Genomic DNA, 15,949 nt, shown 5'->3' with positions numbered 1-15,949 from the left:
AAGGCAGCACCCCTTATGGTTCGTTATAATAGACTAAGGCTTTTTGTAAATCTTCAGGGGTATCCAAATCCATTAGGACGCCCAGATCCTCCACATTCAAATATTTCTTTTCATAGCCTTGAAGAATTTCTCGCAAGTTGCTGTTGGTATGTGCTTCCAGAATACGATCTTTGACCTCGCCAGCTAGTTTAATGGGGTGTCCCCCTTTCCATTGAAAACTCGGAATCACGACTTTTCCTTTTTCTCTTGCTAGATTTCGTATGGTTTGCTTTTTGACAAACGGACAATCTCCAGGTGTAATAAAAAACGAAGAGGCCCCCACTTCTCGACACCCTCGTTGAACAGAACTGAACATTCCCTGGTCAAAGCTAGGATTAAACACGCATACGATTTCCATGTTATAGGGGTTCGACTGCTGCATCTCTGTCACGGCTTGTCGGATCCGTTCCGACTGAAATCCACTCACAATGATCACCTTATGACATAGGCCCTCAAATTTCGAAACCGTATGCTCCAATACGGTCATGGTCCCTAGCTTGAAGGTCATTTTGTACTCCTGGGCCCTGCTGGAATAGCCGGCAGCAAGGATGATCGCTTCCAACGATCTCACTCCCTTCATGCAAGCGAGATTTCTCCTATTTTTGATTATGTAATCTAATATATGCTTGGGAATGGTTCGTATAACTTGTAAGGCTCTTTAGTAGGACAGAAAACAAAAAAGCAGTTCAGCACTTGGGCTGGACTGCTTTATCTATTAGAATTTTTTATACACCTGAATAAGACATGAATCCGCCATCTACAGGAATCGTAATTCCCGTCACGAACCCGGACATATTGTCATCCACGAGCCATAGCATGGTTCCGAGCAAATCTTTCGGGCTGCCGAATCTCCGCATCGGGGTATGCGCGATGATTTTCTCTGACCTTGGGGTCAAAGAACCATCTTCATTTTTTAACAATCTTCTGTTTTGTTCGGTTAGGAAAAATCCAGGAGCGATAGCATTTACCCGGATGCCCGCCTCGGCCATATGTACCGCCAGCCATTGCGTGAAATTATCGATTCCTGCCTTCGCAGCACTGTACGCTGGTACCTTGGTCATGGGAGATGGGGCACTCATAGACGACATGTTGATCACAATAGCTCCCTTTTTTCCTAGCATTCTCTTGAGAAAAATTTGGGTTGGGATGAGCGTTCCTAGGATGTTTAGATTGAATACATGGGAGAATCCTTCTTGGCTGAGGTCAAAAAAGGTGGTAATTTCTTGGTTTAGTAAATCTTCCGCCTTAAAGATCTCATTAGTCGTGATTCCCTGCGGGTGGTTTCCACCTGCGCCATTAATTAAGATATCACATGGGCCAAATACGCGAAAAACTTCTTCTTCAGCATTTTTCACGCTTACTTCATCTAATACATTACAGCCAAGAGAAATCGCCTCTCCGCCAGCAGCGCGAATTTGTTCGGCGACTTTTTCCCCTTTTTCCGCTGTACGGTTCAATATCGCAACTTTGACACCTTGACGGCCCAGTTCAACCGCCATAGCTCCACAAAGAACGCCTCCTCCGCCTGTCACAACGGCTACTTTCCCTTTAAGATTCTCATGAATTGGAAGCATTCTTACCCTCCTGCTTGGCTCTCTCCAATGAATCCCAAATTCCCCAGAGATACATGATCCCCATGGCGCGGTCATACAATCCATATCCTGGCCTGCACTCTTCATCAAACACATGTCGACCATGGTCAGGTCGGGCATAGCCGGTAAATCCATTTTCATGGTACGCCTTCACGACATCATAGATATCCACGGAACCGTCCTGCGTTCGATGGGAAGTCTCAATAAAGTCTCCATTTTCATAGATTCTGACATTGCGGATGTGGGCAAAAGGAATGCGATCCGCAAATTCGCGCACCATATCCGGTACATTATTGTTGGGATTGGCTCCAAGTGAACCACTGCACAGGGTCAAACCATTAGAAGGGCTGTCCACCAGGCTTAGGACACGTCGAAGATTTTCCTTGTTCGTAATAATTCTTGGCAAACCAAAGATCGACCATGGCGGATCATCCGGATGAATGGCCATTTTGATGTCGTTAGCTTCCGCTACCGGAATAATCTGTTCTAGGAAATACTGTAGATTGGCAAATAGGTCTTCTTCGGAAACTCCTTTATATGCTTCAAACAGCTCGCTGAGGCGGCTTAATCTTTCCGGCTCCCAGCCTGGCATCGTGAAATCCGGGTTCCCGGCAATCTTGGATACCAATTCCATCGGATCCATGTTGTCTACCTTCGACTTCTCAAAGAATAGGGCGGTAGAGCCGTCCTCGAGTTCCTTATAAAGTTCGGTACGGGTCCAATCGAAGATAGGCATGAAGTTATAGCAAATCACCTTGACGCCGACCTTGCCCAATTTTTCAATCGTTCGCTTATAATTTTCAATATACTCATCCCGCGTCGGCAAGCCGAGCTTGATATCCTCGTGGACATTCACGCTTTCTACCACATCGATGTTGAATCCGTATTGGTCCGCTTGCTCTTTTACCTCTAGGATTCTACCCATCGGCCACTCTACCCCAGCCGGAAGATCATGTAGAGACCATACGATGCCTTCCACACCTGGAATCTGCTTAATATGACTTAAAGGAATACGATCATTGCCTTCTCCATACCAACGAAATGTCATTCTCATGAACGTAAACTCTCCTTTTGGTTTATTTCTTTTTAAAGTATTCTGCATACTTCTGGCTTAACTCATTGGCGTCATCAATAACAAGATGAAGATGCTCTGTCATGATTCTCTCTGCTCTCTCTTCGTTCTTGCCCTTGATAGCTTCCAAAATATGTGTGTGATGAATGATGATGCGATCCCAATCCATATTAACAGAGAGCCTCAGAATTCTAATCCGGTTAAAATCAGCATTCAGTTGCTGAATGCTATTCCAGATGCGCTCCTTATTGCAGCCCCGAAAAATGAGCCGATGAAATTCTTCATCAAGTTCGTAAAGGCGCACATAATCCTTCATTTCAACGGAAATCCCCTGCAACTTGAGGTTTGTCTCGAGCTGAAGAAGTGTGTCCCTGTTCATTACATTACAAGCCAGTCTTACGACGGCACGTTCCATATGCTCTCTTAGAAATCTGCCTTCTTCGAGTAAGTCGAGGTCAATAAGAGAAACGAAAGTCCCCTTCTGCGGGTACACTACAAGAAGCTCTTCTTGCGCTAGCTTCAAGAACGCTTCTCGTACAGGTGTACGGCTTACCTCAAGCCATTCCGATATCTCGCTCTCGGATATCGCACGTCCTGGTTCAAGTTTGAGGTTTAATATATAGGTCTTTAAGGTTTGGTAGACATATTCTCGAATGGGTCCGGTTACATTTTTTTTATCTAATTTTATGTCCATGATAAACCTCCTGATTGTATATTACCATACTAACATACTACCATACAAGTATGTTGGTTAAAGGACGGCCCCAGCATTACTTCGTGAATATCCTGATTCTAGCCATGGGTTTACACGATAAATTTTGGGCAAGGGTAAATCCTGCTCACAGCCAATAACCAGCCCAATATCTACTTCCATTGGTAGCATAAGGTTGATTGTATAGTGTAACGCGGGCTACATAACGTAGAAAGAGTAGGGTTCCCCCTACTCTTTAATCAGTGTCCACCTATCCCTAAGGTATTAGGATAACTGCTTTAATATCGCCTGGATAAAAGCGGGTTCATCTTTAGGGGTCCGTGAGGTAATGATATTTCCGTCCACCACGACTTCCTCATCCACATATTCAGCTCCCGCCAGCTTGACATCATCGCGGATACCGATATAGCAGGTAGACTTTTTCCCTTTTAATATATCAGCGCTGATCATCACCTGGGGACCGTGGCAGATGCCGGCAATCGGCTTTGCTTGGGCATGGGCGTCCTTGACGAATTGAACCATTTGATCATTGACGCGTATCGCCTCGGGTGCGGATCCTCCGGGAATGATCACGGCATCAAAATCACTAGCATGAATCGCGCTGATGGATACATCACTCGTGTAAGCCGTTCCCTTCTTTCCCTTAATCTCAACTCCGCCTTCAATACCTACCACAGTAGCTTCATGGCCAGCTTCTCTGATTGCGTCATATGGATTTTTCATCTCTGAGTCTTCAAAGTTAGGGGCTAATAAAAAAGCCACTCGTGCCATATTTCCCACCTCCTAATTTTGGGTCCATTATACAATTAGATGGACTCCTCTTCAACCCGGAATGCTCTAATTACTATCTCCCATTCCAGTAAATCTCTCGAATACAGCCAGATCAGGTGTCTTAACGGCTAGGTCCTTACCCTCCGCTGACCAGAGTAGTCCCCTGCGCATAATTTCCTTCACTGTAGGCATCTCTATGATATCGGCCTGATGTCCGAGCGAACAATAGAATACCCTTCCTGCTCCCCACCGCTTCGTCCAGACGACCGGCATATCCACCGGAGAGTTAGTGGCATGCGGTCCAGGAACGATCGGGAAGCGGGTCGTGGCCAGTACTTCCACCGCTGGGTCAACATGAAGATAATACTGTTCGCTTTTGACTGCAAAATCCTCAATGCCTGCCAGCAGCGGGCTGGAGCTGTGCTTGATATTAACCATGTATTCCACGCCGTCATTTCCAGGATGGGCTACCCAATTGCCGCCGGTCATAAACTGCCAATCGACATTGTTGCGAAAGGTATCGCACATCCCACCGTGGCATCCGGCCAGGCCTACCCCACCCTGCACAGCTAATGAGACATTGCGGACATACTGCTTCTCGATTTGCCCCATGGTCCAAACCGGAACAATGAGGTCATAGGTTTTTACCTTCTCCCCGTCAGCAAACGATTCGAGCGTGTCCGACACCTCCACTTGAAAATCTTCTTTCTCTAGCACCGAACGAAAAATCTCCGCAACTTGGGAGGGCTGATGGCCCTCCCAGCCTCCCCAAACGATTAACGCACTCTTCATATGATAATTCCTCCTTGTATGTTTTTTTTCGTCCTACTTCAAAAAATTCATGGGCAAAGCTTCTGGCCGCTTGCAATAACTTGACACTTCCACATGGATCCCCTTATCGGAAGACTCGAGGAACGCATGCATGACATCTAGTACATGGTATGCCAGTTCACCATTTACCCTGTGGGAACCCCCATTTCGAATCGCAAAAGCCATTTCAGCGGCACCGATTCCCCTGCTATTCTCCGAAAAACCATGGGTTAACGGCACCTGCGACCACTCTGTTTCTCCCTGTCTGCGAATATAGATCGGTCCTCCGAAAGTGTTCGGATCGGGAACTACCAGCGTACCTGCTGTTCCATATACCTCGATTCTCGGAAGCTGAGTACCCCATACGTCAAAGCTCGTAATAATCGTACCCACGGCTCCGCTTGCGAAGTCGAACACACCCGCAATATGGGTAGGGGTATGAACGGGAACCTTTTGACCTGCTCGACGTCCCGTCATGATCGTTCTTTCATCAAAAGTGGCGCGAGCCGAACCCGTTACTCTGCGAATCGGCCCCATCAGATTAACGAGTGCCGTCAAGTAATAGGGTCCCATATCAAACATCGGTCCGCCGCCTTCTTGATAGAAAAAGTCAGGCTCCGGATGAAAAACTTCAGGGCCTCGTTTTAACATGAAGGCTGTAGCCGCGATCGGCTCCCCAATCCAGCCGTCATCGACCAATTTGCGGCACGTCTGAATCCCTCCGCCAAGGAAAGTGTCGGGAGCAGAACCAACTAATAGTCCTTTTGATTTTGCCAACTCAAGAATCTTCAGGCCATCTTCACGATGGACCGCAAGCGGCTTTTCCACATAAACATGCTTACCGGCTTCAAGGGCTGCTAGGCAAAGGGAAGCATGGGCTTGTGGAACCGTTAGGTTTATGACCAATTCGATTTCTGGGTCGGCTAGGAGTTCTTCCGGCGAATACACCTTGGGGATATTAAATTCATCGGCCCTAGACCTTGCGCGCTGAAGATCCAGGTCGGCAACAGCTACCACCTCAAGCGTTTTATAGACTTCTGTTGCATTTTTTAAGTAGATGCCACTAATCATTCCGCAGCCAATTAAGCCTACTTTTACTTTATCCATTCTTTATCCTCCATCTCTATTATCCTTTTACAGCTCCACCTGATAATCCTTTTACTACCTTTTCTTGAGCAAAGAAGTAGACTAATAGAATTGGCAAGCTTGCTAGGGTAAGTGCCGCCATCAATCCAGGCACGTTAACCGAAAACTCACCATAGAACTTCTGTAATCCAAGCGGTAGGGTCATATTTTCGGGACTGGTCAACAATACTAAGGCAAAGATAAATTCCGTCCACAAATGGATGAAATTATAAATGATAACGGTCGCAAGCGCGGGTGTCATCATAGGAAGAAGCACTCTCCAAAACACGCCGAAATGGGTACAGCCATCAATTCTTGCCGCTTCTTCCAGTTCTTTGGGAATGTCCTGCATAAACTGTGTCAGAATAAAGATGGAAATCGGTATAGCAAAGGCGATATAAGGTCCAATGAGCGCCATAAGAGAATCATAGAGTCCCATTTTTTGTGTCAGTAAAAAAGTAGGAATCAAGGTCGAGTGAATAGGCAGCATCATCCCGCAAATGAAGATAAGAAAGAGCGTACGGTTTAAGCGAAATCGCATACGGCTTAACGGGTAACTGGCTAGTGCCGATATAAATACCACCGTGACGACGGAAATGACACTCACAATAACGCTATTCACAAAGTAATGGGTCATTCCCATTTCCAGTACGGCGAGATAATTCTCAAATGTGATCGAGGAAGAAAAAATGGAAAACGGAGACTCGAAAAACCCTTGCATTGATTTCAAAGAAGTGCCTAGCATATACAGGAAGGGATAGCCTGTAAACGCCAAGAGAAGAAAGGCGATCAGGTACAAGGGCACTTTTTTCAACACCGGACTCATAGCAAACCACCCTTCTTTCTTCGTTGATGCTCCATAACTTGGATAATCGCAACGACAATAAAGGCAATGAAAAACATCATAAAGGCAATCGTACTGGCATAGCCCATGTTGTATAACTTGAATGCTTGCTTATACATGTACGTTCCCATCAGCTCGGTCATATTGTTCGGACCGCCTTCGGTCATGATGTAAAATAAGTCAAACGTTTTTAGAGATCCTACGATAGCCAAGATCGAAGAAGAAACGATGGTCGGAATCAGCAGGGGTAAGGTAATATGGATGAATTGCTGCCACTTATTAGCTCCGTCAATTTGCGCAGCCTCATAGAGTTCCTCTGCAATTCCGACGATGGCTGCCTTAAACAGAATCATATAAAAGGGTGCAAACTGCCACACGATAACAAGCAGGACGGAGAACATGGCGGTTTTTCCGTCGCTTAGCCAAGCCACTTGCCAATTTTCTACGCCGAAGGCCTTTAGCAGCTGGTTCATGGTTCCGTTAAGCGGATCGTAGATGAAGACCCATAACAAACCAATGGCAACCGTTGACATCAGGAACGGCATGAAATAGATCGTACTGAAAAAGCGAATCATTCGGATCGGGGCAAAGAGCATCAGGGCCATCAAAAGCCCTAAAGGGATTTGAATAAAGACGGATGCAAATACGACTAGAAAATTATTTTTTAAAGCCAGCCAAAACACCTGATCGTTAAAGAGCTGGACGTAATTGGCCAATCCAATAAAAGTTCGGGTATCCTGGGTTCCTCTCCATTCAAACAGGCTGTAATTAAATGTAGCAAAGATGGGGTAAATAACATAGATCAGGTAAATAATGAAGGCGGGGCTAATAAATAAAGTGATGGTTAAGGCACTTTTTAGCTTTTTGTGTTCAATCCCCAAAATACGGTTGGATGTCGATCTCGGTTTGGTATCAATGGATAACTCATTCTGCACCAGATTCCCCTCCTTCTATATCCGAATAGATAGAAAGGGGAGAGGAATCTCCCCTTTCTAGATTCTACTACTTCAAGACTTCTTTTGCTTTGGCTTCCATTTGTTTGGCGGCTTCCTCTGGCGTCATGGTTTTACCAAAGATGGATTGTGTTGTATCTTTGTGCAATTCGGCTAACTCTGGTGGAAGAGTTTGATCATAAGGGAAGTGCATCGCTTTGGCTTTGCCCATGATATCGACCAAACGGCTAGCAAATGCATCATTATACTTCACACCGTTGATGGCAGTCGGAGACGCGGTACGATCGGCATAAGCTTGAGCGGTCTCCAAGCTGGTCAATTCCTTGATTAATTCAACAGCCAAGTCTGGATTCTTAGATGTAGTCGATACAGACCAGACCGGAGCACTAGATGCACCTAAGCTGCTAGCATCTCCCTTTCCACCTGGTAGAGTCGGGAATGTGAAGAAATCAATGTTCTTTTCAAAATCAGGGGCTTCTTGTCTGGTGTTATTTAAGAAGGAATTAGACATTAGCATCATCGCTGCCTGTCCGGAATACACCAATTGGCGGCCTTGGCCTGCATCATAAGGTACACCATTAAATCCAGGGTTGAATGCCCCTAAATCTACAAGCTCCTGGATATACTGTCCTGCTTTAACATAATCCGGATCATCGAATCCACGTCCCGTGCGATTAAAGGCCTCAAGGAAAAGATTTTCATCGCCTTGGCGATCGGCGAGATACATCAAGTAGTAAGCGCCAGGCCATTTTGTCTTATTGGTTAAGGCGATTGGAATAATCTTATTCTCTTTCAAGGTGGTAATCACCTGCTTAAATTCGTCCCAAGTGGTTGGCGGCTGAAGATTGTACTTGGCAAAAATCTCTTTGTTATACCAGAATTGCGTCAAGCTAATGCCTAGAGGCAATCCGTGAACTTTGTTGTCAAAGGTCGCGTTTCCTAAAGCAAGCGGATTGAAGTGGGAGGCATCAATTTTACCCGTAATATCCAGAACCTTGCCGCCTTGCACAAACTCCTTCAGCCAGCCTCCTCCCCAAGAGTGGAAAACATCAGGAGGATTGCCTCCGGACATGGCAACCGAAAGCTTCTGCTTGTAGGCGTCATTCGGAATGTGTAATGCTTTGACTTCCACATCCGGATGTTTGTCCGTAAATCGCTTAACTGCCTCGAGGTACACCTCTTCCTTCTGGGCTGGATCAATGTACCAGTATTCAATCACTTTCTTTCCTCCAGATGGAGCGGCAGCTGGAGTGGATTCCGCCGGCTTAGCCGGTTCTGGGGAGGCATTATTAGCAGGCTGTCCGCCCCCGCCGCAAGCCGTTAAACCTAGCATGGACAACGCAGTAAGAGAAACCATCCATCGTTTAATCTTTTTCATCTCATATGCCCCCTATTTTGTGGTTTGATTTGCTTGAGTTAAAAGATTGCGTTTAAGAAAATCGATGCTTGCCGCTATGCTTTCTAAAGGTGAACGCCTACTGCGATCCTGCTCAATGACCCACCATTCCACTTGGTTCTCATGGCCTCGGTCGATGATAGGCTTCAGATCCACTCCCCCGGTTCCTAATTCTGCAAAAAACTTCTCGCCATCCAGGGTCATGTCCTTTAAGTGAACAAGCGGGGTTCTCCCTTGATAGCGTTTTAGCCATTCTACAGGCTGATGTCCTGCACGCGTAAGCCAGTACACATCAAATTCGGCCTTGACCCATTCGGGATTCGTTTCCTCCAAGATAATTTCAAGCCCAGTGATCCCATCGAAATCCTGGAGTTCAAAGTCATGATTGTGATAGCTGAACGTAAGGCCTGCTTGCTTGCAGGTTTCCCCAAATTGGTTTAACTGTTCAGCCAAGCGATAGTACTCTTCCTTCTTGTCTCTTCGTTCCAATGGCAAAACAGGGCATATAATATGGTTGCTGCCAATAATGTGCTGCGTTTCAATGATCTCTTCCAACTGGGTTTCCAATAAATGGAGAGCCACATGGCTTCCAGAAGCCCGAAGTCCTATTCCATCCAGAATATTCCTCAGTTCCACCGGCTGCACGCCCCAATAGCCAGCGAATTCCACGCCGTTAAAACCTAGTGCAGCTACCTTTCCCAACGTATTGGCAAAATCCTGGGAGCATTCCTCCCGCAAAGTAAACATCTGCACTGAAATTGGTGTCTGTTGCATTTTCTAACATCAACCCCCACTTTATTGGCTATATGGCTATAAACTCCTTTCCTGCAGGAACGGAGGAACCACCTTAGGAATCTAGCTCGCTCTTAGAAAGTCCCAAAGGGAATTGCGCGGGCTTCGCGCAGGTGCTTTCCACGTAAATGTGGGCCCCTTTGTTTGATGACTCGATCAAGGCATGCATGACATCTAGGACATGGTAGGTGAGTTCCCCACTCGCACGGTGCGGTCTTTCGCCGACGACAGCATGAGCCATATCCGCGACACCAAGGCCTCTGCTATTTTCGGTGAATCCATGTGTGAGAGGAACAGCGGACCATTCTGTAGATCCCTGCCGCTTGATATACACGGGACCTCCAAAGGTATTCGGATCAGGAACGATTAAAGTTCCTTCAGACCCATAGAGTTCTATTCGAGGAACCTGCGTTCCCCAAACATCAAAGCTGGTGATCAACGTAGCAATGGCACCATTTTCAAAATCGATGACCCCGGCGATATGGGTAGGTGTTTGGACTTGGATTTTCTGGCCATAACGGGGTGCGCTAGAAATGGTCCTTTCAGGAAACGTAATTCTAGCAGATCCTGTAACTCTACGGATTGGTCCTATTAGATTAATCAATGCGGTTAGGTAATAGGGTCCCATGTCAAATAGCGGACCCCCACCCTCCTGATAATAAAAATCAGGGTCCGGATGCCAATGCTCATGGCCGTGATTCATCATAAAGGCTGTCGCTGCTATCGGCTCCCCGATCCAGCCGTCTTCGATCAGCTTGCGGCAGGTTTGGATCCCTCCGCCAAGAAATGTATCGGGCGCTCCGCCTACCAACAATCCTTTTTGCTGGGCCAACTCCAGGATTTTTTTGCCGTCTTCTCTGCTAACGGCCAATGGTTTCTCGACATAGACGTGTTTTCCCGCTTCAAGCGCGGCCAAGCAAACTTCGGCATGTGATTGAGGGATCGTCAGGTTCAGCACGATGTCAATCTCCGGATCGGCTAGAAGCTCCTCTACCGTATAAGCCTTTGCAATGTCAAATTCTTCTGCTTTCGCTCTGGCTCGCTCAATGTCCAAGTCTGCACAAGCGGCAATGTCAAGGATGTCAAACGTTTTTCCCATCTTGCAATAAATGGAACTAATGGTACCGCAACCGATAATACCCACTTTGATCTTCTTACTCATTTAGATGCCCCTCTCCAATGTGCACTCGTGTAATCGATTACATTTTTGACTCGAGCTTTTCCCATTTGCCGGTTTGCACCGATCTTTCTACTGCTTCCAATACGAGCTGATTTCTAACTCCATCTTCGAAATTAGGTTGAGGGCTGTACCCCTTGTCAATCCCGTTCATTAGTTCAACCATGAGATTTATGAAAGTATGTTCATACCCGATTATGTGTCCCGCCGGCCAATAAGCCCCTGCATAAGGGTGGTATTCCTCGGTGCAGTTGATCGTGCGGAAGCCTTGCAACCCAGGTTCATCATCGTGAAAATAGACTTGCAGGTTATTCATATTTTCCATATCCCAGCGCAGAGAGCCTTTCTCTCCATTGATTTCCAGACGGTTTCCATTGCGGTTCCCTCCTGCAAATCGTGTCGCTTCAAACACCCCCATAGCCCCATTCTCAAATCTGGCTAAGAAAGCGGAGGCATCATCTACCTCTACAGCTCCCATTTTTCCACTTTCAGCTTTCGCACTAAGCCCTCCGCTCATCTCCGCGATGGGACGCTGTTTAATGAAGGTTTCCATCATACCGACGACTTCGCTGAATTCTCCCACCAGGAATCTTGCCAGATCCAGGCTGTGAGCGGCAATGTCCCCATGGGTTCCGGATCCCGTCACTTCTTTACTCAAGCGCCATACGAGTGGGAAAGCTGGATCCATAATCCAATCTTGCAGATAGGTGGCCCGGATATGATAGATCTTGCCTAAGCGCCCTTCTTGAATCAGCTTCTTGGCAAACTGAATGGCTGGCGCGAATCTATAATTGTGGCATATCATATGTACGACCTGATTTCGATTTACGGCATCTAGCATTCTCTTTGCTTGTTCTACTGTCATCGCTAACGGCTTTTCGCACAGGACATGCTTGCCGGCTTCAGCTGCAGCAATGGCAATTTCAGCATGGGTGTTATTGGGTGTGACGATATCAATTAGGTCAATGTCGTCCCGTTCGATTAAACGCCTCCAATCTGTTTCATAAGATGCCCACCCCATCTTTTCTGCTGCCAGCTTGACACCCTGCTCATCCCTCCCGGCAATGGCTTGAAGAACAGGCTCTGCTTGCAGGTCGAAAAAGAAAGGAAGATTCCTGTAGGCGTTACTATGGGCTTTTCCCATGAATTTATAACCTACCATCCCGACTCTGACTTTTTTCTTTCCTACGCCCACCATATTTCACCTAGCCTTTCCTTAATTATTAGGTTTTTCAAAAACGCAGACGCTTTCTGAAATCCTTCATCTACGGACATTAAGCTGTCTTCGTGTTCGATGCTGATTACTCCGTCGTAACCTACCAACTGAAGAGTGCTAATGATTTCTTTCCAGGTTTCTTCTCCATGGCCATACCCGACGGTTCGGAAAATCCAGGATCGGTTCAGCTCATCACGATAACTCTTAGTATCCAATACTCCGTTTGAAGCCGTATTTTCTTTATCAATCCCTGTGTCTTTAGCGTGGAAATGATAGAGAGCCCCTGCTTTTGCTAATCGTTTAATGCCGATAATTGGATCCATGTTTTGCCAAAATAGGTGGCTTGGATCAAAGTTCACGCCAATGTTGTCCCCGCATTGTTCACGAAGCTGTAGCATCGTTTCCGTATTATAGACGACAAAACCAGGATGGGGTTCGATGGCTACGCGGACACCCTGCTCCTTTAGGAAGCGATCTTGCTCCTTCCAATAAGGAATCACCTTCTCCTCCCATTGCCACTCTAGTACTTTTGCAAAATCCTCCGGCCAAGGGCACGTCACCCAAGAAGGATTCAAGGAATGCTCTGACTCACCGGGACAGCCAGAAAAGGTAATCACGGTTTTAACATCCAACAAGGCTGCAAGGCGAACGGTATTTTGAAAATCCTCATGATGCTGGCGCGCGATTTCCTTGTTCGGATGAAGAGGATTTCCGTGACAGCTTAGCGCACTTATTTCTAATCCGCTGGTTGCGATCGCATTTTTGAAGCGAGAGAGCTTTTCTTCACTTTCGAGCAGCTCGGCCGGATTGCAATGAGCTTTACCCGGATACCCGCCCGTACCGATCTCCACCGCTTGGAGTCCACTTGCAGCAATATACTCCAGTGCTTCTTCTAGGGGCTTGTTTGCGAATAATACGGAAAAAACGCCAACTTTCATTATGATCAGCCTCCAATTCAGTTTTTTACTTTACTTGGTGTAATCGATTACATTCAAAACTTTTACCGCATGACTCTCTTATAATGAGCTTGCCGTCCAATATAAAGTGAGGCTTAGAAAGTGGGATGTTCATCATCTGCTGGTATAATAGCTCCATCGCCTGTTCCCCGATAACATGCTTAGGCTGCGCAATCGTTGTTAATTCCGGTTCACAGATAGAGGCCATGTCAATGTCATCAAAACCTACAATGGCAAGATCCTCTGGTACCCTTAACCCCATGTCCTGAGCTGCTTTGATCGCCCCAACAGCCATCTGGTCATTTGAGGCGAAGATCGCAGTCGGCCGCAGGTTCAATTCTAATATTTTTAACGTTAGGGCATAGCCAGAATCAATCGTGTAGTTACCTTCGAGGATGTAGTCCTCACAAACTTGCAGATTGTGGTTTACGAGTGCTTGCCTAAAGCCTTTAAATCGGTCTTTACTAAAGTTTCTGTACATTGGCCCTGAGAAAAACGCAATCCTCTCATGCCCTTGGTTAATGAGGTGTTCCGTCATTTTTCTGGCTCCGCTAATGTTATCAATAGCTACCATTGGGACCTGCAGGCCTTCGAAATAATCACCGGCTAGTACGATAGGGAACTGGCTTGCGAGCTCGACTACATCCGCTTGGTCAATCCTTGAAGTCAACAAAATCATACCATCGACTTGTTTTTGCTTTAGAAGATCAAGATACTGGTATTCCTTTTCTGGGTCATTTCTCGTGTTACCAAGCAGTACTTGATAATTATATCGGTGGGCCACCGCCTCTATCCCGAGGAGTACCTTGCTATAAAAAGGGCTGGTAATATCAGGGAACACAACCACGATTGATCTCGTTTCTTTTGTCCGAAACTGTCGCGCTAAAATATTGGGTTGATAATTCAGAGCTTCCACAGCATTCATTACCCGATCCCGCGTCGCCTGTTTTACATTACCGATATCATGGAGAACTCTAGAAACAGTGGCTGTTGAGACTTTAGCTAGACGCGCTACATCATTGATCGTTGTCATAATTACCCTCTCATCTTGCGTGCTCTCAGAAAATACGATGTAATCCATTACAAGTTTGGACGAACATTTACCTGAGATCTCTTGAATTAATTAACCACACAGTATGTAAAAACAAGATGTAAACCATTACATTTATTATCATATTTGTATATACTTTCAAACTTAAGTTAAATATAACACATATTTTTACGGATGTAAACGATTACTATTAGTTATTTATAAATTTTCAGAAATAAGTAACACTATAAACTCCCGCAGGAATTTCGAATCCACAGTTTCTCTTGAAGAACTAAAGTTCCTTCCGATACAGGTTCCCCTTCCAACTGTTTTAAGAGTAGCTTCATGGCTTGAACCCCCATTTCAAACATCGGTTGTACAATGGTGGTTAGTCTAGGTTGTATAATCGTTCCAAGTTGAATTCCATCAAACCCTACTACCGCGATGTCTTTTGGTACGTTTAGTCCGTGTTTTTTAATGGCCTTGATAGCCCCAATTGCCATTTCATCATTGCCAGCAAAGACCGCGGTAGGGGGATTCTCCAAAGCCATCAATTTAAGCATGAGATTATATCCTGCTATATAAGTGAAGTCTCCTTCCTGAATAAGGATAGACTCTGTACTTAATCCATGTTCAGTCATGCACTGCTGGAATCCGCGAAGGCGATCACGGCTTAAAATAATATCCATCGGGCCTGACAAATAGCCAATTCTTTGGTGGCCAAGCCGTAACAAGTGTTGGGTCATCTTTTTCGCGCTGCTGACATTATCAATGGAGACCGTTGGAACCCTCGAACCTTCAATGTATTCGCAAGCAAGAACCACCGGAAATTGTTCTGCTAGTTCTTCGATAATCTGTTTTTTCAACCGGGCAGTCAAAAGAATGATCCCGTCCGCCTTCTTTTGCTTCAGCAAATCAAGATATTGAAATTCGCGGTTCAAATCGTTTTGCGTGTTTCCGAGTAACAGTTGGTATCCTTGTTCTTGCGCAATCGATTCGATTCCTAAGAACACTTCTGAGAAAAAAGGGTTGGTAATATCGGGAACAACGACGATAATGGTCTTCGTTTCCATCCTTCTAAGATGTCTAGCAAGGATGTTGGGCTTGTAATCTAATAGCTTTATGGCTTCTAGTACTCTCTCTTTTGTTGCATCTTTAACGGTTTCGGGCTGTCTCATCACTCGTGAAACCGTTGCGGTTGATACCTTAGCCAGTAACGCAACATCTTGAATGGTGGCCATAAATTCTATTCCTTTCGACTTTGTAATGGTTTACATTTATTATACAAGAAAAGCTACCTTCTTAGTAGTAGGTAATCCTAAAAAATTCAGACTATTTCTGTTCCATCTATTTCTAAACTCCATTCAGTTCTTTTCCAATCGGTTTTGCTTTGCCAAATCCTCAATCGTTTACAGATCTAACACCCTCTTCAATGAACATCCCCTTTGTCTGCGGTTTGGTCCC

At 45.8% G+C, this 15,949-nt stretch carries 16 protein-coding genes; all 16 read right to left on the bottom strand.

What is annotated here, in order from left to right:
* Positions 1-13: 13 nt before the first annotated feature.
* The 16 genes from EIZ58_RS13640 to EIZ58_RS13565 all read right to left on the bottom strand — a co-directional run bounded on the left by EIZ58_RS13640 (position 14) and on the right by EIZ58_RS13565 (position 15,726).
* The gene (locus tag EIZ58_RS13640) at positions 14-619 is read right to left on the bottom strand and encodes a nucleotidyltransferase family protein (RefSeq protein WP_134701342.1); all 606 of its coding nucleotides are present in this window, start codon (positions 617-619) and stop codon (positions 14-16) included.
* 145 nt (positions 620-764) lie between these two features.
* A complete protein-coding gene (locus tag EIZ58_RS13635) occupies positions 765-1,613 on the bottom strand; it encodes an SDR family oxidoreductase (protein ID WP_134701341.1) in 849 nt (282 codons plus the stop codon).
* Entirely contained in the window at positions 1,597-2,685 is a 1,089-nt protein-coding gene (gene uxuA, locus EIZ58_RS13630) for a mannonate dehydratase (protein ID WP_134701340.1), read from the bottom strand. The genes EIZ58_RS13635 and uxuA overlap by 17 nt, the downstream gene beginning before the upstream one ends.
* A gap of 22 nt (positions 2,686-2,707) precedes the next feature.
* Positions 2,708-3,397 carry a GntR family transcriptional regulator gene (locus EIZ58_RS13625; RefSeq protein WP_134701339.1) on the bottom strand — a complete coding sequence of 230 codons (690 nt, stop codon included), beginning with the start codon at positions 3,395-3,397 and terminating at the stop codon, positions 2,708-2,710.
* A 282-nt stretch (positions 3,398-3,679) separates the two neighbouring features.
* Positions 3,680-4,186, bottom strand: coding sequence for a type 1 glutamine amidotransferase domain-containing protein (locus EIZ58_RS13620; protein ID WP_134701338.1), 507 nt, complete (start codon positions 4,184-4,186; stop codon positions 3,680-3,682).
* A gap of 66 nt (positions 4,187-4,252) precedes the next feature.
* Positions 4,253-4,978 (bottom strand): ThuA domain-containing protein, encoded by a 726-nt coding sequence (locus tag EIZ58_RS13615; RefSeq protein WP_134701337.1) that lies wholly within the window; start codon positions 4,976-4,978, stop codon positions 4,253-4,255.
* Between the two features lie 33 nt (positions 4,979-5,011).
* A complete protein-coding gene (locus EIZ58_RS13610) occupies positions 5,012-6,103 on the bottom strand; it encodes a Gfo/Idh/MocA family protein (protein ID WP_134701336.1) in 1,092 nt (363 codons plus the stop codon).
* 19 nt (positions 6,104-6,122) lie between these two features.
* On the bottom strand, positions 6,123-6,947 hold the full coding sequence (locus EIZ58_RS13605; RefSeq protein WP_134701335.1) for a carbohydrate ABC transporter permease: 825 nt from the start codon (positions 6,945-6,947) through the stop codon (positions 6,123-6,125).
* Positions 6,944-7,900 carry a carbohydrate ABC transporter permease gene (locus EIZ58_RS13600; RefSeq protein ID WP_370297688.1) on the bottom strand — a complete coding sequence of 319 codons (957 nt, stop codon included), beginning with the start codon at positions 7,898-7,900 and terminating at the stop codon, positions 6,944-6,946. The genes EIZ58_RS13605 and EIZ58_RS13600 overlap by 4 nt, the downstream gene beginning before the upstream one ends.
* A gap of 67 nt (positions 7,901-7,967) precedes the next feature.
* Positions 7,968-9,296: an ABC transporter substrate-binding protein gene (locus EIZ58_RS13595; RefSeq protein ID WP_240689083.1), complete on the bottom strand. Its 1,329-nt coding sequence runs from the start codon at positions 9,294-9,296 to the stop codon at positions 7,968-7,970.
* 12 nt (positions 9,297-9,308) lie between these two features.
* Entirely contained in the window at positions 9,309-10,088 is a 780-nt protein-coding gene (locus tag EIZ58_RS13590; protein ID WP_134701333.1) for a sugar phosphate isomerase/epimerase family protein, read from the bottom strand.
* A 73-nt stretch (positions 10,089-10,161) separates the two neighbouring features.
* The gene (locus EIZ58_RS13585) at positions 10,162-11,268 is read right to left on the bottom strand and encodes a Gfo/Idh/MocA family protein (protein WP_134701332.1); all 1,107 of its coding nucleotides are present in this window, start codon (positions 11,266-11,268) and stop codon (positions 10,162-10,164) included.
* 37 nt (positions 11,269-11,305) lie between these two features.
* Complete coding sequence (locus tag EIZ58_RS13580; RefSeq protein ID WP_134701992.1) at positions 11,306-12,445, bottom strand: Gfo/Idh/MocA family protein; 1,140 nt, start codon at positions 12,443-12,445, stop codon at positions 11,306-11,308.
* A 23-nt stretch (positions 12,446-12,468) separates the two neighbouring features.
* Positions 12,469-13,437, bottom strand: coding sequence for a sugar phosphate isomerase/epimerase family protein (locus tag EIZ58_RS13575; RefSeq protein ID WP_134701331.1), 969 nt, complete (start codon positions 13,435-13,437; stop codon positions 12,469-12,471).
* 25 nt (positions 13,438-13,462) lie between these two features.
* Positions 13,463-14,488, bottom strand: a complete 1,026-nt coding sequence (locus EIZ58_RS13570) for a LacI family DNA-binding transcriptional regulator (RefSeq protein ID WP_134701330.1) — start codon at positions 14,486-14,488, stop codon at positions 13,463-13,465.
* A gap of 242 nt (positions 14,489-14,730) precedes the next feature.
* On the bottom strand, positions 14,731-15,726 hold the full coding sequence (locus tag EIZ58_RS13565) for a LacI family DNA-binding transcriptional regulator (protein ID WP_134701329.1): 996 nt from the start codon (positions 15,724-15,726) through the stop codon (positions 14,731-14,733).
* Positions 15,727-15,949 lie beyond the last annotated feature (223 nt).

The sequence above is a fragment of the Ammoniphilus sp. YIM 78166 genome (assembly GCF_004522215.1).
In the GTDB taxonomy this organism is placed as follows: Bacteria; Bacillota; Bacilli; order Aneurinibacillales; family RAOX-1; genus YIM-78166.
Note: the sequence above shows the minus strand (reverse complement) of the source record. Positions and strands in the feature narration are given on the sequence as shown.